The following is a 20948-nucleotide window of genomic DNA, read 5'->3' on the forward strand; positions in this document are numbered from 1 at the left end:
TTCAAATTACGCAATTCTTTGTCGATTGTATATAGTTATGAGGCTATTAGATAATAGTATTTATGAACAATTTAACGAAATAAGGTGGTTTAAAGCCTTTTTTTCGAAATCAATTCACATTTTATTCGGTTAAAATTTTTCCTAAACCATATATCGGACCAAATTAGTTGGCGAAATAAGAATTTTCTAGGGTAATTATAGGTATAATTAGGAATTATGCAAAAAGAACTAAGGTTAAAAATCCTTATCTTATTTTTAAATGAATTTATTTGCCAAATCTTTAAAAAAAGATATATTTGTGTAATCGATTGCATTAAAATCGTTATTCATCAATTTTAAAGGTTTATAATGCAATGTTTTCTAAAAAAATAGCATCTAATTAAATTGTTAACTAGGGATTATTTTTCTTTTTAGGAAAGGAAATCGAATAAAAATAATTACAGAAATAAGTATGTCAGTGGTAGCTAATAAGACCTTTATAAGAGAAGATTTTTTATTGGAAAATAAATTTTCTCAAAGACTTTTTCATGATTTTGCATCGCATATGCCGATTATAGATTATCACTGTCATTTACCTCCAAACGATATCGCTAATAATCGTCAGTTTGAGAACTTGACCAAAATTTGGTTAGACGGTGATCATTATAAGTGGCGTGCTATGCGAACTTTTGGCATAGAAGAGAGGTATATCACAGGTGACGCCACCGGTAAAGAAAAATTTCAACAATGGGGTAAAACCGTTCCTTATACTTTAAGAAATCCGTTATATCATTGGACACATTTGGAGCTGTTGCGCTATTTTGATATTGATACCTTATTGAATGCGGAAACCGCTAATGATATTTATGATGAGGCTACTGCTAAGTTGCAAACGCCAGTTTATAATTGTCATAATCTAATAACCAAAATGAATGTTGAGGTTATTTGCACTACTGAAGATCCGATCGATAGTCTAGATCATCATGTCAAAATAAAGAATAGTGGTTTCAACGTAAAAGTGTCTACTGCTTTTAGACCGGATAAAGCGATTGTTATATCAAACGATACCTATTTAGAATATTTAGATAAACTAACTGAGGTAAGTAATGTGACCATTGATTCATATAAATCCTTATGCGATGCGTTGAGTGTACGTTTAGATTATTTTGAAGCAAATGGTTGTACGCTGTCCGATCATGGTCTAAGTTATGTTCCTTTTAGAAAGTTTACAGATGCGGAAATAGAAGGTATTTTTCAGAAGAGAAGAGCTAAAAAACAATTAACCTTAGAGGAAGATGAAAAATTTCAGACTTCCATTTTGTTGTTTTTATGTGAACAATATCATTCTCGTGGGTGGATCCAACAATTTCACCTTGGCGCATTGCGTAATAACAATGCAAGAATGACAAGGCTTTTAGGTCCTGATACAGGTTGGGATTCCATTGGTGATTACTCGCAAGCTGAGACACTATCTAAATTTTTGAATAGGCTAGACGCTAAAGATAAGTTGACAAAAACTATTTTATATAACCTAAACCCTGCCGATAATGAAGTGCTTGCTACCATGATCGGTAATTATAATGATGGTAAGGTAAAAGGTAAAATGCAATTTGGTTCTGGATGGTGGTTCTTAGATCAAAAAGATGGAATGACCAAGCAGCTCAATGCACTATCCAATATGGGACTAATTAGTTGTTTTATTGGTATGTTGACAGATTCTAGAAGTTTTCTTTCCTATCCTAGACACGAGTATTTTAGAAGAATAGTGTGTAATTTATTTGGACAAGAGATGCAAAGGGGAGAACTGCCACAAGATTTTGAGTTGGTAGGCAAAATTATACAAGATATCAGTTATAATAATGCCAAAGAGTATTTCAAATTTAATTACTAATGTTTCGGTTCGTAAAATCGTTTAAACCAATACTATGAAAAGTGCAAAAATACTATCGTTTCTTGTTTTGATCATTACCTGTTTAGGTTGTGAAATACAAAATGAAGTAAAGACTATTCGATTAGGGCATGGTTTAGATGTCAGCCATTCGGTACATAAGGCCATGGTAAAAATGGGTGAAGATTTGTTAGAGCGTTCGGGTGGTAAGCTCAAACTTGAAATATACCCTAGCCAACAACTGGGAACGGAGCGGGAGTGTTTAGAGCTTTTGCAGATCGGTAGCTTAGACATGACGAAAGTATCTGTGGGAGTATTGGAAAATTTTGCACCGAAAATGAAAGTGCTCGGTCTTCCTTTTCTTTTTAGAGATCGTCAACATTCGTTTAACGTGTTAGACGGCCCTATTGGTGAACAATTACTGAACGAAGGCGAGCAGTATTGGTTAAAAGGTCTAGGGTATTATGATGCAGGTAGCCGTAGTTTTTACACGATGAACAAACCTATTGAAAAACCAGAGGATCTTGTGGGAGAAAAAATACGGGTTATGGAAAGTGCAACGGCCGTTAATATGGTAAAAGCATTAGGGGGTTCACCAACTCCTATTTCATGGGGTGAACTATATACATCTTTACAACAAGGTGTTGTGGACGGTGCAGAGAACAACCCACCTAGTTTTTATTTGTCAAGACATTATGAAGTATGTAAGTATTATTCTTTAGATGAGCATACCGTTCTACCAGATGTACTATTAATTGGTACGTATGTTTGGAATAAGTTAAACGCGCAAGAGCAAGAATGGTTGCATGCTTCGGTAAAAGAATCTGTAAAGTACCAGCGTGTCTTATGGGCAGAGGCAGAGGAGGAAGCGCTACGTGAAGTTCAAAAGGCGGGCGTTGAAGTCATTCGACCAGATAAATCACTATTCGCAGAAAAGGTGAAAGGTATATACGAAGGATATAAAGATGATACAGAAATATATCCGCTTATCAAACAAATTCAAGAAACTAAATAATATACTATGCGAAACAAAATAGACGCCGTTTTAGGCAAGACATTGGTGCTTATTATGTCCGTTATGGTTATTAACGTACTATGGCAAGTTTTTACCAGATATGTAACCGGAAACCCAAGTTCCTTTACCGATGAATTGGCGCGTTATTTAATGATATGGATCGGAGTACTAGGTGCGGCTTACGTTTCTGGTCGCAATCTTCATGTGGCCATTGATATTTTACCGCTTAGGCAGAATTTAAAGACACAGAAAAAACTGAAGATTATTGTTACCGTATTAATCATTCTTTTTGTTTTATTCGCCTTTGTAATCGGTGGTACGCGTTTGGTGTATATTTCTTATGTGCTGGGGCAGCAGTCACCGTCATTACAACTTCCCTTGGCATTCGTATACGTTATTATTCCTATTAGCGGTTTGCTGATTATGTATTATAAAATTTCTGACCTAAAAAATATAAACTCATGATGGAGTATTTACCAATTCTAGTTTTAGTAATAAGCTTCATATGTTTATTATCCATTGGTACGCCGGTGGCATGGAGTATAGCAATTTCATCTTTGTTGACCATGTTGGTCAGTATACCTGCAATGCCTGCCTTTACAACGGTATCTCAGCGAATGGCGACCGGCTTGGACAGTTTTGCCCTCTTGGCCATTCCTTTCTTTGTACTATCTGGCGAACTCATGAACAAGGGAGGTATCGCACACCGGCTTATTGCATTCGCTAAAACCTTGGTGGGATCTTTTCCTGGCGGTTTGGCATTGATCAATGTGATAGCGGCCATGTTAATGGGAGCTATAGCTGGATCGGCAATGGCATCTGCATCGGCAATGGGTAGTATACTAGGTCCTGAAATGGAAAAAGAAGGATACTCCAAAGAATTTGGAGCTGCCGTAAATATCACTTCGGCAACTACGGGTTTAATAATACCACCTAGTAACGTATTGATTGTTTACTCATTGGCCAGTGGAGGTGCATCTATTGCAGCCTTGTTCTTGGCAGGATATATTCCTGGTATCATGACAGGATTGTTCTTGATGATCGTTGCTGCTTTTTGGGCTAAAAAGAAAAAATACAAAGTTGGTAAACGAAGTAGTTTAAAACAGGTCGGTAAAACTTTTATAGACGCTTTGCCAAGTCTTTTTATGCTCGTAGTGGTTATTGGAGGTATAGTATCTGGTGTTTTTACAGCTACCGAAGCTTCTGCTATAGCTGTTCTTTATAGTTTGGTTTTAGGTTTTATATATAAGGAGATAACCTTGCCTAAATTACCACAGATCTTGTTAGATTCTTCTGCAACTACTGCAATTGTAATGTTACTTATCGGGTCCTCTATGTGTATGTCTTGGGCCTTGTCGTATGAGAACATACCGCAAGACATTAGTTCTGGGCTATTAAGTCTTAGTGAGAACAAAATTGTGATTCTATTAATTATTAATTTGTTGTTACTGTTTGTAGGGATTTTTATGGATATGACTCCCGCTGTCCTGATTTTTACACCGATATTTTTACCCGTAGTAACCAAATTGGGTCTTGATCCCGTTCACTTCGGTATTATCATGGTATTGAATCTTTGTATAGGTTTATGTACTCCTCCCGTTGGCTCCGTCTTATTTGTTGGGGTAGGTGTGGCTAAAACGACAATAGAAAAGGTGTTTAAACCCTTGTTGCCCTTGTTCATAGCAATGATTATTGCATTGTTCTTGGTGACTTATATTCCGCAGTTAAGTTTATGGTTGCCTAGTTTGTTTGATTTGTAGTAGTTAAAAAATCTGCTATTTACTTGACGATTTTCTAACAACCAATTTTGCTGGCAACACCACATTGCTCTGTACTTTATCCATAGAATCGTTTTCAATTTGTTCTAAAAAAACTTGTGCTGCCATTTTGCCCATTTCTAATGGAGATTGATCTACGGAACTAATAGATGGTTCCATAAATTGGGTAAAAGGTTCATTACTAAACCCAACCACTCTTAAATCTTCGGGAATACGAACAGATTGGCTCTGCAGATACTTTACAGCACCCAATAAACCATTATCGGTAGAAGAAAATATGGCATCTGGTGGTACCGGTAAGTTCATTAGTTTTTCGGCGGCATCCTTACCCGCTTCCATATTACTTTTTAACGAGATTACATATTCATACCTGTATGGTAAATTGTATTTTGCCAATGCATCTTTGTATCCCTTAAAGCGATGTTTATAAAGTTCAATGCTTTGGTCAACATCAAAATGGGCAATTCTTTTGCAACCCTGTAGAATTAAATGTTCGGTAGCTTTAAATCCGCCTTGGTAATCGTCTATGGTTACGGTGCTAATTTCCTTAAATCTCAATACTCTGTCAAAAAGAATAAAAGGGGTGTTCTTTTTCAAAGACTCTCTAAATTCCTCCTTGTTTTGTTCTGTAAATGCGGTTGATAAAAGAATACCGTCTACTTGGGCATTAAGCAGGTTCTGTATTATTTTCTTTTCGCGTGTGGTATCCTCATAAGTTTGAGAAATAATAACATGAAACCCTTTTGGGTACAGCTCGTCTTCAATACCACGTATAACCGATGCAAAGAAATTTTTGTTGATAAAAGGTACAACGACACCCACATTTTTACTTTTACCACTTTTTAAAGCTAAGGCAAGTCGGTTTTGTTTGTAGTTTAATTTAGTGGCGGTCGCTAAAACGAGTTCGCGTGTTTTTTCGCTTATTTTAGGATTATTGTTTAAAGCCCTCGATACCGTTGCAGCAGTAATGTTCAATTCTTTTGCAATATCGTAAATGGTAGCTTTCTTGCTCATAGAATAATGTATGGCAAATTTACGAATATTGTGTTATATAAGATTGATAGAATCTACGTTTGACTTAAATTTTAAAGCTAAATCCTTTCTCCACTTTTTTATGATATTTCTCTTCGTCGAATTCAAATAGAAAAGCACCTTTTTTCGAAGAACTCATGTCTTTTTCTTTCAATTTGTTCAAAAGGTCAAAAGAGTTGAATTTATTGATGAAGTTTCTTTTGTCAAGTTCGGTATCCAAAATAGCTTCATATAACTTTTGGAGCTGTCGCATGGTGAATTTTTCGGGTAAAAGCTCAAACCCTACCGGTTTATTACTTGCTCTATTTCGTAATAGCAGAAGAGCATCTTTTACCATAGCATTATGATCAAAAATAAGTTCGGGAACATCTTTTATATCGAACCATTTAATCGGATTTTCCCTTAAAATTTCTTTACAATGATGAGCAATGTTAATCAGTGCAAAGTATGCTACAGAAATGGTTCTTTCAGCAGGATCTCGGTCTAACTTAGAATAGCAATGAACCTGTTCCATATAAACATTGCTCAGACCCGTTAAATTTTTTAATACCCGGGCGGCAGCTTCATCGAGGTTTTCTTTATTTTTAAGAAATCCACCAATAAGTGCCCATTCCCCTTTTGCAGGTTCGAAGTCTCTTTCAACGAGTAAAATTTTCAATTCTTCTTGATAAAATCCGAAAATAATACAATCTATAGCAAGAAGAACTTTGTCCTCTTTGCGATAATTATTCAAAACCATTACTAATTTTTTGCGGACCTAAATTAGTGAGTTTCATTTTAACAGCACCATTTTTAGAGTAGAAATGGCACATAATTTTTTTGTTTAGTAGTCTATTATTAAACGTGTTAGTGGTTAAAAAGGGGTTTATATTTAGACTAAAAAGATTCGTTTTTATTTTAATAAAATTCCCGCAGCAAGTGAAAAACGCAGGGCGGTCATTTTTTTTGCATAACTTTAAAAGTGCTAATCTATTTTTTAAAATTGTACAATTGTAGATAGCAAAAAAAAATTTTTTTATTACGGAAAATTGGGTGCTCATTTTAAAATTTCAGATAAATTTTAAAATGAAGTATTAAATTCTATTAATCACAAATTGTTATGAAATTGATGAATATATCTTTGTTTTTAGGGATGATTTTTGCTTTTTTGATAATATATTTAGGAAGTAAAGAGAATACGGTAAACTATAAGGTTCAAAATGAAAAAAGTGTAATGGGAATTGAAAGAAGTAGTTATGGTGTTACGGAAAATGATGAAAAAATAGATGTATTTAAACTATATAACTTGAAAGGTATTCAAGTTTCTATCATTACCTATGGCGGTAGAATAACAGCTGTTGAAACTCCTGATAAAAATGGAAATAAAGAGAATGTTGTTTTAGGTTTCAAAAACTTGGAACAGTATGAAAAACCAAACCCATATTTTGGAGCTCTTGTTGGTAGATATGGAAATCGTATTGCTAAAGGGAAATTCACTTTAAATAATATCGAGTATCAACTAGCAAAAAATAATGGAGAAAACAGCCTACACGGTGGTTTGGTGGGTTTTGATAAAGTTGTTTGGAAGGTGGAAGAAATTGAGGAGAATGAAACTTCGGTGCTTTTAAAACTTAGCTACCCTAGTAAAGATATGGAAGAAGGTTTTCCTGGAAATTTGAAGACAACGGTAACCTATATTTTGAATTATGACAATAGTCTAGATGTTCTATACGAAGCAACTACAGATAAAACTACCATTGTAAACCTTACACAACATTCATACTTTAATCTTTCGGGCGATTTCTCGCAAACAATACTAGATCATGTTGTAGAAATTAATGCGGATAAATTTGTACCTGTAGATAACACTTTGATACCCACCGGCAATTTAGCTTCGGTTGACGATACTCCGTTTGATTTTAGAGCACCAACCTTAGTGGGTAAACATATAAATTCGAAGAATGAGCAAGTTACCTTAGGTGGTGGTTACGATCATTGCTGGGTTTTAAACAATCAGGGTAAAGGCTACCGTTCGGTCGCAAAAGCATACCATCCGGCTTCTGGTAGAATTATGGAAGTGCTTACTGATCAACCGGGTATGCAGTTCTATACCGGTAATTTTTTAGATGGTACCTTACCTACACCTAATGGTGGGGTTTTTGGCAAAAGAAGCGGATTTTGTTTCGAAACACAACATTATCCTGATTCGCCAAATCAACCTCAATTTCCTAGAACAGTATTAGAGCCAGGTGAAAAATATGAAACTAAAACAACCTTTAAGTTCTCTGTTAATTAATTAAAATCAACCAACTCAACCAACCTCATGCAACAATTAGACAGTCTCGACTGGATCAGTATCTCATTATATTTTTTACTTCTGGTAGGGGTAGCCATATGGGTAATTCGAAAAAAAGAAGACAATACCGAAGATTACTTTTTAGCCGGTAGAAATGTCGGTTGGTTTGTAGTAGGCGCCTCAATATTTGCATCTAATATAGGTTCTGAACACGTAGTTGGTTTAGCCGGTACCGGTGCCAGTAATAAGTTGCCCTTGCTTATCTATGAAATACATGCATGGGTAGTTTTAATGCTAGGTTGGGTATTTCTTCCGTTTTATGCCCGAAGTGGAGTATTTACAATGCCAGAATTTTTAGAAAAACGTTTTGATGCTAGATCAAGATGGGTATTGTCCGTTTTTTCGATTGTGGCCTATGTGCTAACCAAAATCTCGGTAACCATTTACGCTGGTGGTGTAGTGGTATCTGCATTATTGGGAATCGATTTTTGGACGGGCGCAATTGCTACGGTGGTATTGACGGGACTATATACGGTTTTGGGAGGAATGCGAGCTGTGGTGTATACAGAAACCTTACAGGCTATTTTATTAGTAGTGGGAGCAGCGGTTTTAACATTTATAGGACTGGATAAAGTTGGTGGATGGGGAAGTATGGTAGATACCCTAGGGCCTGAATATTTTAATATGTGGAGGCCGGCAACAGATCCAGATTTTCCATGGCCATCGTTGTTCATAACAAGTACTATAGTGGGTATTTGGTATTGGTGTACAGACCAATATATTGTTCAGCGTACATTAACGGCCAAAAATATTAAAGAAGGCAGACGAGGTACCATATTTGGTGCTTTGCTAAAGTTATTGCCGGTTTTTTTGTTTTTAATTCCTGGTGTTATTGCATTGACATTAAAAATGAGGGGAGAATTACATTGGGAGAGTGCTGATGAAGCATTTCCCGTCTTAATGAGTAATTTATTGCCATCCGGACTTAGGGGTCTTGTGGCTGCAGGATTATTGGCTGCTTTAATGAGTTCATTAGCTTCGGTATTTAATTCTTGTTCCACTTTGTTTACGGTCGACGTATATAAAAAACTACGCCCAAATACCCCTGAGAAAGAATTGGTAAAAACAGGTCAGGTTGCAACTGTTTTTGTTGTGATCATCGGAATTATCTGGATTCCGATTATGGCAAACATTTCGGGCGTATTATATGAGTATTTACAGAGTGTTCAATCTTATATCGCACCACCCATTACCGCAGTATTTTTGTTGGGTATCTTCTACAAACGAATAAATGCTACGGGCGCTTTTGCCACGTTGATAATGGGCATAATAGTTGCCTTTTTTAGAATTGCGTTAGAGTTGCTAAAAGAGAATTTTGATTCAGATGGTGTATTGTATTATTTAGGAGATATGAATTTCTTGACATTTGGCGCCTGGTTCTTTTTATTCTGTTTAATATTTATGGTTGTAGTAAGTTTATTGACAGAGGTTCCGGATAAAAATCAAATAGCCAACCTTACTTTCGGTACCATATCCGAAGAAGAAAAGATTAAAAATAAGAGTAGTTATAATTGGGTAGATGTTAGTGTATCTATAGGTATTGTACTAATAGTAATAGGTATCATGGTTTTTTTCAATGGAAAATAAAGAACTAGATTAAATTTAAAAAAGTGCCATCTAACTTGAGGTGGCACTTTTTTTTATACCAACACGGCAAAATTATTCATGCATTATAAATATTTGTTTTTGAGGCAAGTAATACATGTTTAGAAAGTTACTTTTAAACAACTAAAAAATACTAGACATGCAAAAACCAAATAAAAGATTAGAAGGGCAAACGTGTATTATAACCGGTTCTAGTGATGGTATCGGTGAAGCAGTGGCCAAGGCAATGGGAATGGAAGGTGCCAATATTGTCGTGAATTATCATAGTAGTAAGGAGGAAGCTGAGGAAGTTGCGCATTGGATCAACAAAAACTCAAGTTGTGGAGATGCAATTGTCATAAAATGCGATGTTAGTAAAGAAAATGATGTGAAAGATATGTTCAAAAAAACAGTATCGGAATTTGGAACGGTAGACGTTTGCGTAGCAAATGCAGGTCTGCAATTGGATCATTCGTTGCACGAAATGCCTTTATCAGATTGGCAACGGGTTATTGATGTCAATCTTACCGGTCAATTTCTATGTGCCAAAGAGGCCATTATAGAATTTAAGAGAAGGGGAATGCGTCCAGAGATTTCCAAGTCGCTAGGGAAATTAATTCATATGAGTTCGGTGCACGAAGTTATACCTTGGGCTGGTCACGCCAATTATGCTGCATCTAAAGGTGGCTTGGTAATGTTGATGCAAACCATTTGCCAAGAGTACGGTCCCGATAAAGTACGTTGTAATTCCATAGCTCCCGGAGCTATTAAAACAGACATCAATAAAGATGTTTGGAGTACGCAAGAGGGTAGGGACGGAATGTTGAAATTAATACCCTACAACCAAATAGGCGTGCCAGATGATATAGGTAGTGTGGCAAGTTGGTTAGCGTCAGATGAATCTGAATACATTAACGGAACTACAATTTTTGTAGATGGAGGAATGACGTGCTACCCAGGGTTTACCGCCAATGGGTAATTGGAAATAGATAATAATACTAAATGCCATGAAGGTTTAATCTGCATGGCATTTTGTAATATAATTTTTTAAAGATGCTTTATTCCCAATTTGGCATATAGCCATTTGTAAATAATGTTTCATTTTCTATAATATCGACAACATCTAACTGCTTGCGAATAATGCTTTTTTCTGAAATTCCATCGTTGGAAGTATATGTGAAAACGACATAGCCTCCATTGGGTGCATATTTTGCATCTAGATTATTGAATCCGGTTGGTTTTTGTGTATCAATTTCGGTTGATGTATTGGTACTTAGATCATACTCAAAAATTCTGGTATCTAACTGGCGGTATTGGGCATTTTCTGTATTGGATACATCTCTAGTATATAAAACCTTGTTTCCGTCCAATGAAAAATCGATTCCGCCTAAGGCACCAGTAACCCCTGTTATAATGGTTTGGGTACCTAAGCTTGAATCAGGATTAACTATTCTTAGCTGCGCATTATAACCTTCGGCATTATTGAGTTTAATAACTACTTGTTCATTTGCAGGGTTGGTTGCTACTTCGGTTATAAATTCTTCGTTTAAGGCTTCATATACCAATCTATTTCCAGAACCGTCAATATTTATAGTATAAAGTTTATTAAAGTTAGAATAGTAAATAGACCCGCCATTATTATGCCATGCATATTCAATTTCATCTTGTCTAAAACCGGCAATTGGTATTTCTTGAGTTAATTGTTTTTGATTGGTTCCATCTAAATTCATAGTAAACAGATGCGATTCACCACCAATTGTTCGTATAAATGCTATTTTTTCAGCTAATCTATTTGTTTTAGGTCTATAAGAATTCAAGTTGTCAGTTGTTAACTGTACCTCGTTCTGATTTATTTCTTGACTATTGTTACCTACAGGCTCTCCTCCTGAAAATATCACATTATTTCCATTTATATTTCTAACGAACAGAAAACGATTAGTTTCAATTCCTTCTAACTGAAAGTTGCTTATTTTACTTTGAACGGGATCGGTAATATTATCACTTGCGGTTACTTGCCAAAAATAAGTAGCGCCAATAGCCAAATTTTCTACAGTAAAGGTCGTATCTGCTACCGTAGTGAACAGCTGCGTTTCACCTGTGTTTCCATTTCTAAGTTCAAGGGTATATTCAATATCATCTTCGTCACTGGCGGCAGATGACCACAAAAATTCAACGGGACTTGTAACCTTTATTTGTTTATCTGCAGGGAAATATAATACTGGTGTTAATGGTTGAAGATTTGAAGCAGAGGTACTATCCATCTCAAAAATTACTGTAGTTGATTTATCAATAAAAATACTTGCAGCTTCAAATGAAGTTTCATAGTTGTCTTTATCTGCCTGTATTGAATAGTCTCCTGTTAGAATATCTTGAATAGTAAAATTTCCATCACTATCGGTGAAGACTGTAGTAGAAGCAGGGTTAGTTGTAATTTTTACATTTTCAAGAGGTAAGTTATCACCATTGGTAACCACTTTACCTTCAAGTGATCCAAATGATTGGTCACCAAGGGTTTCTTCTTCACATGACAAAAACAACAAAGAGAAACAAAGTGCTGCAGAGTAGGATATGTTTTTAAAATGAGTCATTCGTAGTACAATTAGATTATTAAAGTTTATTTCCAATTCTAAATTCCATTCCTATGCTAAAGTTATAATAGAAGTCATCACGTTTACCATTAACTACATCATCTATGGCATCACTTGTTGTGTGGTTATTTTCTGCACTTAGAAAAAAGGAAAGTTTAGGATTAAGATTATATTTTAAGGCAAGACCGTATTGTAAATTAATACCAGAACTATCTTCTGTAAGATTAGGATCTGGAGTTCTTATGTCAAAAATACCACCAGCGCCGGCATATACATATGGTGTTAGCCTGTCTAGAGGAAGAAAAGTGTAGCCCAGGGTTATATTTCCGGTCATATATTCTTTATAAAAATCTTGACCACCTTTAAAATAGAAATAATCACCATTAAGACCAATGTCAAATTTGGGGGATAGATAAAGGCTATATTTGAATCCGCCTCCATAACCAAATGATTTATTGGTGAAATCTCCATTAAATATGGGAGCGTTACCTTTTACTGATATTCCTGATCTTAAAACCTCACTTGCCTGGGTTCTGTTATATAGAAGAGTAGACTCTTCTTCGGCTTTTCTTAAATTATATGTAGTAACTAAAGAATCGTTCTTAACCGTTCCTTCGGCAGTGCTCCAAAGATTATCTTCTACACCCTCTACTATTAAAGATTCCACAGCGTTTTCAATAGCATTTTGTATGGCTAATTGAATAGGTTCATTTTTTGTAATACCAGTTTCCACTTCTAATAACCTTTGAAACTTTACATATTTAAAGAGACTTGCATCAATAGCTTGCGATAAAATCGTTTTAGAAACATAAACAGTCTTTAAAATTTTACCATTAGATGTGGATACAGCTCTCAAATAAATAGTAATTCTATCTTGGCGATATTGAGTGGAGCCACCAACACCAAAATAACGTGCTCCATAACCACCAGTAATAATATTGGTGTCGTAAGAGATTATACCACCCTCTAATAATATTCCGGCATAAAGTAATGGTGGCAAGTTGGGCTTATTACTTTGATCACCAGTATATTCTTGCCTCGTGGAGCGGATGATATTTCTCTCATTTAATAAATTTGAGAGGTTTTCCCTTTCTATGGGTGTAAACCACTTAGAATCCTCCAATGCCTTAATAAGCATAGTTGTAGCACCTTGTGGAACAGCAGTGCTAAAAGTGCTTGCATTTTCTACACTTTTATATTGCCCAGTTTGATCTTTAAAATTATATACACCAACCACTATGGGTTCACTGGGTAAAGGCAGGTTTTTTAATGATGCAGATTCTGTAGTTGTTTCACCAATTCTTGATGTGCTTGGGGCAACTGGTTGGTTGTAATATGCTCCGCAACTGTTAAGTAAAGTCAGCAAAGCTATTATATAGATTTTTCGAAGTAATGTCATGAAGGTTTGCTTAGTTGGGTACAATAATTTGAGTTTGTTCACCTGTTGAAGTATCTAAAATGTTTATGACAAGACCTTCGCCAGATTCAAAAACTTCTAATAATAAACTACCTACATTGAAGGTACCAGGCTCAAGTCCGTCACCAAGTTCAGAATCAAATACTGATCGGGTTAACTCACTAAGTAATTGTCTGTTCAAACTTTCTTGAAAATCTTCAAGTTCAGAAGAATCGTTATCAAAACTGTTATCTGCGGTAAATGAATTTTGTGCATTCGCTGAACTCAGTAACCATTGATAATTAAAGGTATCTCCTCCAAAATTTGGATTTTTAGGGGTATATACAAATTGCTGCGAATGGCAGTAGCCAGAAATACCTAATAAAAGAAAAAGTAGAAAGGTTTTTTTCATAATTAATATTGAATTGTATTTTGCCTAATGGCTTTATTCTGCTGAAAATAGTAATTGACCCGCGCTATTGATTGGTCTACCATTTCTTTGATATATGAACTTCTTGGATTTAAAAAAAACTGAACAACTAAGTCGTCACCGGCGAAAATTTGAATCTGTGTATTACCACCAATCGCTAATACTTCATCGACTTTTACCATCTTATTCCCTTTAGTATTATTGTTATTGTATGCCAGATAAAACATTTGATAAAAATCTCTACCTGGTTTTGTCTTTGTATTTTCAAATACCAAACCTGTTAATAAATCGATATCCTGTGCATGATCTGATTTTTTTTGCGGTACGGCATCTTCTTGTATAATTACTTTGGGTTTCATAGCATCCTCGCCCTCAAAACCGTTGATTACAATACGGTCTTTGCCAATAACATTTTCATTCTCATAAATTAAAATGAAAATGATGGTACGTTCGCCATTGCTTAGATCCAAAGTGGCACTACTTATGTTTTTTAGTTCACCGGATTCCAAAATGAAGAATTGTTCATCATCAAATTGCGCCTCTATCGAATTTATGGATTGATTTTTTGTAATTAAAGCTTTATAACTGAGACTCTTCTTAATACTTGTTTTGTTATAGGCAGAAAAGATAATATTTGTTAATACATTCTCCGTTTGTATGTTGATACGGGCTTCTACTTCGCTATTAAATTGTGCTAGTATTGGATAGGGAGAACCATATAAAGCTATCATGAATAGGAAGAGGGATTTTTTTAAATTCATGATTAATTTTTTATTACATCTTGTGCTGTAAGTAACCTTTTTTGTTGTGTTAATTGGTTGTTTTTAGTGTCAAAAATGGTTAACGTTATTTCAGTGTAATCCTGGGGTTCAAAATTTATGGAGGTGGTAGAAAGTGTTTTTTTATGACCAGGTTCTAGAGTAAATTCTCCACTCTGTGTGTTATAATTGGTATTACCATTCAAACTTCTTTTTTGAACTTGTAGTACATATCTAAGTTGTTGCTGTTTTGCAGTATTATTGACACAAATACCACTAATGGTAATTAGGTTGTTTTCTAAGGGCTGTATAGAGATTGTAGGTTGTAAGGCAACTTCTTTGGTCTGCGCAAAACTCGATAACACCGTGCACATTAACATAAAGAAGAAGTAGGTTTTTTTAAGCATGATCAACTTTAGGGTTAACTTAGTTAATACTTCTAATGATTAAACTTTGGGAACCATTGTCCATGGTTATCCTCATTTTGTCTACAATACCATTATTTCCTTCTATTATTAAGTTTTGTCCATTGCCATTTTGTTGAATGGTACGTTCCAATAACTGCTTGTTATTAATGGAGTTGTTATACTCTATTAGCGAATTGTTATTGCCATTTTGAGTAACAGAATAATCTATGACCGCAGCTTTTAAGTCTAAATCTATTGTATTGTCGTTACCAAATTGATGTAGATGTATATCGCTAATCTGTACTGATGCGGAAATATCTGAATAATTGTTATTTCCAATTTGATGAATAAAAATACCTTTATTTACAACATTCATATTTGATGAGGCTATAGTTTCATTGGATTCTAGCAACAAGTAGTTAAGATGTTGTTGATTGGTTCCAAAACTATTAGGTAATCCGGTTTCCACTTCAATAATTCCTTGTGCCCCTAAATGAAATAAAGAAAGACTTGCAAAAATTGAAAGGATATTAATTCGTAAATGTTTCATTTTTAAATTTCAAAGTAAAAAATATAAAAAAGGTACGGAACATTTTAAAATGCTCCGAAACCTTTTTGATTTTGTAACTCGTACAAATTATTTGACTTTTAGTTAGATTGAGTTACATTGGCGATGTTATTAGCGCCATTTTGCATTATAGTATTAGTATGTCCTTGACCTATTTGAGTCTGCTTTGCAAAATTATTATTACCACCTTTTTGAGTGATAATACTTTCATTGAAAACATGCTGCCAATCACTAGATCCATCTTTTTGAATTACGATAGCTGTATTACTATTACTTCCTAATTCTTGTGTTACAGTACTTCTGTGACCACTACCTGTTTGTGATACGTTTGCACTTCCATTATTACCGTCTTGCATTATATCACTTTGATTTCGCCCACCTAGCTGATTAACAATTGCAGTGTTGGTATTACCAGTTTGATTAACATCACTACGGTTATAATTTGTTCCTGAAATAGTAGGATAATCAGTAGTTTGTTTAATAGTAGCTATGTTTCCATTACCAGACTGATCAACGAAACTATCTGACCATTTAGTTTTGTTTTGAGTAACATTAGTAGTGTTGTTATTTCCAGATTGATCAACATCACTATAGTTAAATCTACCTTCACCGCCATTAGTATGTCCTTGATAAACAACTGCTTTATTCACGTTACCAGATTGATCAATATCACTTTCATTATCTTTATCCGATTGACTGACAGTAGCTTCATTACCAGAACCCATTCCTTGAGTAATATAACTATCATTACCAGTGCCACTCAAATTTTGATTTACTCTTGCCATATTATTATTACCTGATTGATTTACTTCACTACTTTGATCAGAACCGTTTTGATAAACTTTGGAATCATTCCCATTTCCGGATTGATCTACTAGGCTATAATCACCACCAGTAGTACTAATTTGATCTACGTATGCGTCATTATTATTTCCGCTTTGAATAATAGCAGATTCATCTTCATTACCTCTTTGTCTTGATGTTGCATTATTTCCATTGCCGCCACCTTCAACGATAATAGAAGATAAGTTCATATTTCCGGATTGTAGAATTTTACTAGTATTTCCGTTAGCATCTTCTCCTAGCTCACCCGGATTTGGACCTGTTCTTCTTTTACCAACAGAAATGAACCCTTCGTTATCATTACCTACCTGATCCAACTTTGCAACGTTTCCATTACCCCAAATATCAACAGCCTGGGGATCGCTGAAATATACGTTGCCCGTATTAATGCCTTGATTATTGCTGATACCATTTTGATCAATATCCACGTTATTATTTTTTCCTGAAACATCCACTGTGGCGTTGTTCATTGAACCATCTTGCTTAACATTTACCATGTTGGAATTTGCTTCGTTTGCAGATATTTCTATTACTGTATTTTGATCAACACCAGTTTGCGTTACATCTGTGACATTGCCATTACCACCAATTCGAACTACCGATCTGTGGACTTGCCCTGTTTGCTTTACATCGGTATCATTATTGTTCCCTTTTTGGGAGACATTATTGTCATTGGTTTGCGCCATTACAAATGACCCCATTGCTAGTGCCATGGCACTTAAAATTACTTTTTTCATACGATTAATTTAAATATTAATTATTGGTTATAACTCTTTGTGGGTATTTCTAGCTGGTAGAAATAAGAATTAAACAAAAACTAAAAAAGGAGTGGGGGTAGACCTTATTAGCAGAAACTAAAAATCATTAGAAAATTATAAAATGTACGGGGGGAAAGCTTTACGGGGGATAAACTCGTGCAATAAAAAATAATCTAATTACTTTTTATATTTCAGTTGCTTATCAATTCTGAGAACAAGTTTATTAGTTTGCTTTGTGCTTTTTTAAATTAATCGTTAAAATGCAATATTAACAGTTGAGTAGCATTGCGGTTGATTTTGTGCTAAATCAATATTTTTTATAGGAGATAATTGAATAATAAGCAAAAGTTAAGTTGATTTTAATAAAACATTAAATTATTTATTTTAATTGGTATTTAAACAAAAAAATAGCCACCCAATTGGGTGGCTATTAGTTATTTTAATGTGAATTAATTACTGCATCAAAGGAGTGTAATCAAATTTTTGACCACCAACAGATGCATCTGCCATCAATCCTGCTTTTGGTAAAGCAAATACGGCAACACCATCTCTATATTTTGCATTAACTGCAACTCCAGATTTAATAGCTACTGCAGAGGCTTCAGCAGAAAATTCAAAATCTCCTTCTTTAAACTCTTCTAAATCTTCGTTAGTTTCAAAAAAGATTATTTCTGTAATAGCTTGTCCACCAGCTTGTAGACCTACACTTAACTTTTTAAGATCGGCCATACCTACCTTGGTGCCATCTTCATAAACTACACCGTTACCCGATGCACCACCTATGATAAATCCTCCTTTACCTACATTTGGAAATACTACATATCCTGCAGAGTTTTGGAAAAATTGGTCCAATCCAACTTCCATTGTCATTAATTTTTCTTTTGCTTTATCGGCATCTTTCATCACCTTTTTATCTTTATCACTTTGGGCATTTACACCAACGGCTAAAAATAATAAGGTAGCGAATGTTATTGATTTTAAAATTTTCATGTGTTCTAAATTTTTATGTATTAGTAATAATTTCTCTACTTCAAATGTAGAATTAAGTAGAAATATTCGTTGTTGTTATAACATATAATTTTGATTCAAAAACATGTTAAATATTTGTGAATCAGTTAATTGTAAGTTAAAAATATAATATTCAAAATCAGTGAAGATGCTAAATGCTTTATTCCAAGCATTTTAAGTTATTATTTGATTTCTTAAAAATTTGTTAATTAATTGTTTTCGTATTATATTCATATCATAATTATAAGGTAGGGTTTATGGATAAGCAAGAAAATTTTTTTGATTCTAAAATGATAGCAAACCTTTTAATTGCGCTAGCGTTACTTTTATCGGCGGTCTATTATATAAAGAATTCCAATGAAATAGAAGATGAAGTAAATAGTGTACTCGTATCTTCCTTACAGGATGTGAGTAATAGCTTAGCAGAAGAGACTACAAACAAATAAATAACTACAATTTCTGACCATTACCACGGCTGCAGGTGAATAATCTGCGGCTTTTTTTTGTAATTATTTTTTTCCAACGATTACATTGGTAATTAAAGCCGCGACTATCATTAGTATTCCGATAAGGCTCCAAAGGGAATATATATCACCAAACCAAAATATGCCCACCATTATCGTGAATATCACTTCAATATATTTTAATGGAGCCACTAAATTAGTCTGTGCAATTTGAAAGGCTTTAGTCATAAACACTTGACCAAAGAAACCAAAAATACCAAGACTTAAAAACAAAAGCCAATCTATTCCAACCGGGGTTATCCAGTTACCTATGCTTAAAATACCACCTATTACCGTACCCGTAAACATGAAATAATTAACAATGACCATGGGGTGGTCGTTATTACCAATTTTTCTAATTAGAACATATACCAAACCACTAAATACAGATGCCGCTAAAACCAATAGTAAACCTGTAGTATTGATATTATCGTCAAATCCTTTAAGAACCAAAACACCGGCAAAAGCAAATAAAAATAACAGCCACTGTATGGGTTTTAGTTTTTCTTTCAACAACAAGACAGCAAAAATTGCAGCGTAGATAGGAGCTAAATATCGTAAGGAAACTGCCGTGCCTACTGGCAGGTATTGTAATGACATAAAAAATAAGCTCATTGCCGTTAATCCCGCAAGGGCTCTAAATATCATGAACCTTCTATTATTACCCAGTATAGGAATTTTATTGATCAAAATATAGGATGTACCTAAGACTAATGATCCAATAGTTCTGAAGAATACAATTTCGAATGTAGGAAAGTGGCTTAAATATTTAACGAACGAGTTCATTAGACTAAACGAAAACGTACTAATGATCATAAATAAAATTGCCTTCTTCACAGTCCAAAATTGTCCTTGCAAAGTTAAAGGGGCGCTATAGATATCCCCGAGTAAATTTGTGATAATTGTGGGTTATTCTTAAGTTTTATCATTCTGATAATATTAACTAATAAAAGGTTGTTTTTCAATGGTGTAATTGAAGTTTATTCATCATACTAAAAATAAAGAGAGTCATTTTTTGACATTTATGAGACTCAAATTCTAATTGTATCTCCAAAATAGTGTGTCAATTATATTTATGGTTAATAATACCGAAGATAAAAGTTATAATAGAGGTAAGGTTAGAGATAATTTTTCATAATTCTCTTAACTTGGCATCACAATATAAATCGTCTAATCAAATAGCGAGTTATTATTTTTTAAATTATAATTACAACTAAATAAATACAAAATAAATGAACGAATTATTATCCTTGAAAGATAAAAATTATGCCCTTTCTGGCGGAACAGGAACCTTAGGTGGTTCTATTGCCAAATATTTGGTAGAGAATGGTGCTAAAGTTTTATTGCTAGGTAGGTCAGAAGATAAATTAAAGGATAAACAGAATGAATTGAATGCACTTGTGGAAAACAGTACGTTCATTTTCAAAGTCGATGTCATGGACGAAAATGAGCTTATTGATTTAAAGAATAAAATCAAAGAAGACTTCAATCATCTAGACGGACTAGTAAATCTTGCGGGTGGTAATATACCTGGGGCAACGGTAAAACCAGATCAGACTGTTAGAGACATTGCTATGAGCGATACTAGAAAAGTAGTGGATATTAATTTATTCGGCACTGTTATCCCAACGGTTATTTTAAGTGAATTAATGGTAGAACAAGGTTATGGGTCTATTGTAAATATTTCTTCAATGGCTGCAAAACAAACCATATCTAGAGTTCTTGGATATTCAATGGCAAAAAGTGCTGTTGATATTTTCACAAAATGGATGGCTAATGAGTTAGCTTCTAAACATGGTGATAAAATTAGGGTTAATGCAGTGGCACCTGGTTTTTTTATAGGAAATCAGAATAGACGTTTGCTTACCAACGAAGATGGTTCTTTTACTGAAAGAGGAAACAGTATCATTAAAAATACACCTATGGGTCGTTTCGGAGATGCGTCAGAATTGAACGGTATGGTTCACTATCTTCTTAGTGATGCATCTAGTTTTGTTACGGGTAGTATCTTTGATGTTGATGGTGGTTTCACATCTTTTTCCGGTGTATAATAGAATTTATTTTTATTGCAAAAAACA

At 34.5% G+C, this 20948-nt stretch carries 20 protein-coding genes; 9 read left to right on the plus strand and 11 right to left on the minus strand.

Features of this window, described 5'->3' with window-relative positions; translation table 11 throughout:
• The first annotated feature begins 451 nt into the window (after positions 1-451).
• Genes uxaC through DCS95_RS10130 form a run of 4 tightly spaced genes read left to right on the plus strand, consistent with a single transcriptional unit; the run spans position 452 to position 4642 of the window.
• A complete protein-coding gene (uxaC, locus tag DCS95_RS10115; protein WP_116770655.1) occupies positions 452-1870 on the plus strand; it encodes a glucuronate isomerase in 1419 nt (472 codons plus the stop codon).
• 34 nt (positions 1871-1904) lie between these two features.
• Positions 1905-2882 (plus strand): TRAP transporter substrate-binding protein, encoded by a 978-nt coding sequence (locus DCS95_RS10120; protein ID WP_116770656.1) that lies wholly within the window; start codon positions 1905-1907, stop codon positions 2880-2882.
• Positions 2883-2888: 6 nt separating this feature from the next.
• Positions 2889-3347 carry a TRAP transporter small permease gene (locus DCS95_RS10125; RefSeq protein ID WP_244178437.1) on the plus strand — a complete coding sequence of 153 codons (459 nt, stop codon included), beginning with the start codon at positions 2889-2891 and terminating at the stop codon, positions 3345-3347.
• Positions 3347-4642: a TRAP transporter large permease gene (locus tag DCS95_RS10130; protein ID WP_116770937.1), complete on the plus strand. Its 1296-nt coding sequence runs from the start codon at positions 3347-3349 to the stop codon at positions 4640-4642. The genes DCS95_RS10125 and DCS95_RS10130 overlap by 1 nt, the downstream gene beginning before the upstream one ends.
• Before the next feature lie 15 nt (positions 4643-4657).
• Here the strand turns inward: DCS95_RS10130 and DCS95_RS10135 are convergent, their stop codons facing one another.
• Positions 4658-5674: a LacI family DNA-binding transcriptional regulator gene (locus DCS95_RS10135; protein WP_116770657.1), complete on the minus strand. Its 1017-nt coding sequence runs from the start codon at positions 5672-5674 to the stop codon at positions 4658-4660.
• A gap of 64 nt (positions 5675-5738) precedes the next feature.
• On the minus strand, positions 5739-6431 hold the full coding sequence (locus DCS95_RS10140; RefSeq protein WP_116770658.1) for an NUDIX hydrolase: 693 nt from the start codon (positions 6429-6431) through the stop codon (positions 5739-5741).
• A 360-nt stretch (positions 6432-6791) separates the two neighbouring features.
• Between DCS95_RS10140 and DCS95_RS10150 the strand changes: the two genes are divergently transcribed.
• The 3 genes from DCS95_RS10150 to DCS95_RS10160 all read left to right on the plus strand — a co-directional run bounded on the left by DCS95_RS10150 (position 6792) and on the right by DCS95_RS10160 (position 10590).
• Entirely contained in the window at positions 6792-7967 is a 1176-nt protein-coding gene (locus tag DCS95_RS10150) for an aldose epimerase family protein (protein WP_116770660.1), read from the plus strand.
• Between the two features lie 27 nt (positions 7968-7994).
• Positions 7995-9614, plus strand: coding sequence for a sodium:solute symporter (locus DCS95_RS10155; RefSeq protein ID WP_116770661.1), 1620 nt, complete (start codon positions 7995-7997; stop codon positions 9612-9614).
• Positions 9615-9771: 157 nt separating this feature from the next.
• On the plus strand, positions 9772-10590 hold the full coding sequence (locus tag DCS95_RS10160) for a glucose 1-dehydrogenase (RefSeq protein ID WP_116770662.1): 819 nt from the start codon (positions 9772-9774) through the stop codon (positions 10588-10590).
• Between the two features lie 79 nt (positions 10591-10669).
• Here DCS95_RS10160 and DCS95_RS10165 read toward each other — a convergent pair whose 3' ends face one another.
• The 8 genes from DCS95_RS10165 to DCS95_RS10200 all read right to left on the minus strand — a co-directional run bounded on the left by DCS95_RS10165 (position 10670) and on the right by DCS95_RS10200 (position 18349).
• Positions 10670-12199, minus strand: coding sequence for a carboxypeptidase regulatory-like domain-containing protein (locus DCS95_RS10165; RefSeq protein WP_116770663.1), 1530 nt, complete (start codon positions 12197-12199; stop codon positions 10670-10672).
• A 19-nt stretch (positions 12200-12218) separates the two neighbouring features.
• A complete protein-coding gene (locus tag DCS95_RS10170) occupies positions 12219-13598 on the minus strand; it encodes a CsgG/HfaB family protein (RefSeq protein WP_116770664.1) in 1380 nt (459 codons plus the stop codon).
• 10 nt (positions 13599-13608) lie between these two features.
• Entirely contained in the window at positions 13609-14007 is a 399-nt protein-coding gene (locus DCS95_RS10175) for a curli production assembly/transport component CsgF (protein ID WP_116770665.1), read from the minus strand.
• Between the two features lie 2 nt (positions 14008-14009).
• The gene (locus tag DCS95_RS10180) at positions 14010-14786 is read right to left on the minus strand and encodes a CsgE family curli-type amyloid fiber assembly protein (protein WP_116770666.1); all 777 of its coding nucleotides are present in this window, start codon (positions 14784-14786) and stop codon (positions 14010-14012) included.
• 2 nt (positions 14787-14788) lie between these two features.
• On the minus strand, positions 14789-15190 hold the full coding sequence (gene csgH / locus DCS95_RS10185; RefSeq protein ID WP_164674163.1) for a curli-like amyloid fiber formation chaperone CsgH: 402 nt from the start codon (positions 15188-15190) through the stop codon (positions 14789-14791).
• Positions 15191-15209: 19 nt separating this feature from the next.
• Positions 15210-15740, minus strand: a complete 531-nt coding sequence (locus DCS95_RS10190) for a hypothetical protein (RefSeq protein WP_116770668.1) — start codon at positions 15738-15740, stop codon at positions 15210-15212.
• A 98-nt stretch (positions 15741-15838) separates the two neighbouring features.
• Positions 15839-17338 carry a hypothetical protein gene (locus DCS95_RS10195; protein ID WP_116770669.1) on the minus strand — a complete coding sequence of 500 codons (1500 nt, stop codon included), beginning with the start codon at positions 17336-17338 and terminating at the stop codon, positions 15839-15841.
• 474 nt (positions 17339-17812) lie between these two features.
• Complete coding sequence (locus DCS95_RS10200; RefSeq protein ID WP_116770670.1) at positions 17813-18349, minus strand: lipid-binding SYLF domain-containing protein; 537 nt, start codon at positions 18347-18349, stop codon at positions 17813-17815.
• A gap of 275 nt (positions 18350-18624) precedes the next feature.
• Between DCS95_RS10200 and DCS95_RS10205 the strand changes: the two genes are divergently transcribed.
• On the plus strand, positions 18625-18813 hold the full coding sequence (locus tag DCS95_RS10205) for a hypothetical protein (RefSeq protein ID WP_116770671.1): 189 nt from the start codon (positions 18625-18627) through the stop codon (positions 18811-18813).
• A gap of 63 nt (positions 18814-18876) precedes the next feature.
• Here DCS95_RS10205 and DCS95_RS10210 read toward each other — a convergent pair whose 3' ends face one another.
• Positions 18877-19707, minus strand: a complete 831-nt coding sequence (locus tag DCS95_RS10210) for a DMT family transporter (RefSeq protein ID WP_279629395.1) — start codon at positions 19705-19707, stop codon at positions 18877-18879.
• Positions 19708-20102: 395 nt separating this feature from the next.
• Here DCS95_RS10210 and DCS95_RS10215 point away from each other — a divergent pair, with 395 nt between their 5' ends.
• On the plus strand, positions 20103-20921 hold the full coding sequence (locus tag DCS95_RS10215) for an SDR family oxidoreductase (RefSeq protein ID WP_116770673.1): 819 nt from the start codon (positions 20103-20105) through the stop codon (positions 20919-20921).
• Positions 20922-20948 lie beyond the last annotated feature (27 nt).

The sequence above is a fragment of the Maribacter litoralis genome (assembly GCF_003075045.1).
Taxonomy (GTDB): Bacteria; Bacteroidota; Bacteroidia; order Flavobacteriales; family Flavobacteriaceae; genus Maribacter; species Maribacter litoralis.

Coding starts and splice junctions, on each gene's coding strand:
- uxaC (WP_116770655.1), top strand. CDS start 452: ATGTCAGTGGTAGCTAATAAGACCTTTATAAGAGAAGATTTTTTATTG.
- DCS95_RS10120 (WP_116770656.1), top strand. CDS start 1,905: ATGAAAAGTGCAAAAATACTATCGTTTCTTGTTTTGATCATTACCTGT.
- DCS95_RS10125 (WP_244178437.1), top strand. CDS start 2,889: ATGCGAAACAAAATAGACGCCGTTTTAGGCAAGACATTGGTGCTTATT.
- DCS95_RS10130 (WP_116770937.1), top strand. CDS start 3,347: ATGGAGTATTTACCAATTCTAGTTTTAGTAATAAGCTTCATATGTTTA.
- DCS95_RS10135 (WP_116770657.1), bottom strand. CDS start 5,674: ATGAGCAAGAAAGCTACCATTTACGATATTGCAAAAGAATTGAACATT.
- DCS95_RS10140 (WP_116770658.1), bottom strand. CDS start 6,431: ATGGTTTTGAATAATTATCGCAAAGAGGACAAAGTTCTTCTTGCTATA.
- DCS95_RS10150 (WP_116770660.1), top strand. CDS start 6,792: ATGAAATTGATGAATATATCTTTGTTTTTAGGGATGATTTTTGCTTTT.
- DCS95_RS10155 (WP_116770661.1), top strand. CDS start 7,995: ATGCAACAATTAGACAGTCTCGACTGGATCAGTATCTCATTATATTTT.
- DCS95_RS10160 (WP_116770662.1), top strand. CDS start 9,772: ATGCAAAAACCAAATAAAAGATTAGAAGGGCAAACGTGTATTATAACC.
- DCS95_RS10165 (WP_116770663.1), bottom strand. CDS start 12,199: ATGACTCATTTTAAAAACATATCCTACTCTGCAGCACTTTGTTTCTCT.
- DCS95_RS10170 (WP_116770664.1), bottom strand. CDS start 13,598: ATGACATTACTTCGAAAAATCTATATAATAGCTTTGCTGACTTTACTT.
- DCS95_RS10175 (WP_116770665.1), bottom strand. CDS start 14,007: ATGAAAAAAACCTTTCTACTTTTTCTTTTATTAGGTATTTCTGGCTAC.
- DCS95_RS10180 (WP_116770666.1), bottom strand. CDS start 14,786: ATGAATTTAAAAAAATCCCTCTTCCTATTCATGATAGCTTTATATGGT.
- csgH (WP_164674163.1), bottom strand. CDS start 15,190: ATGCTTAAAAAAACCTACTTCTTCTTTATGTTAATGTGCACGGTGTTA.
- DCS95_RS10190 (WP_116770668.1), bottom strand. CDS start 15,740: ATGAAACATTTACGAATTAATATCCTTTCAATTTTTGCAAGTCTTTCT.
- DCS95_RS10195 (WP_116770669.1), bottom strand. CDS start 17,338: ATGAAAAAAGTAATTTTAAGTGCCATGGCACTAGCAATGGGGTCATTT.
- DCS95_RS10200 (WP_116770670.1), bottom strand. CDS start 18,349: ATGAAAATTTTAAAATCAATAACATTCGCTACCTTATTATTTTTAGCC.
- DCS95_RS10205 (WP_116770671.1), top strand. CDS start 18,625: ATGGATAAGCAAGAAAATTTTTTTGATTCTAAAATGATAGCAAACCTT.
- DCS95_RS10215 (WP_116770673.1), top strand. CDS start 20,103: ATGAACGAATTATTATCCTTGAAAGATAAAAATTATGCCCTTTCTGGC.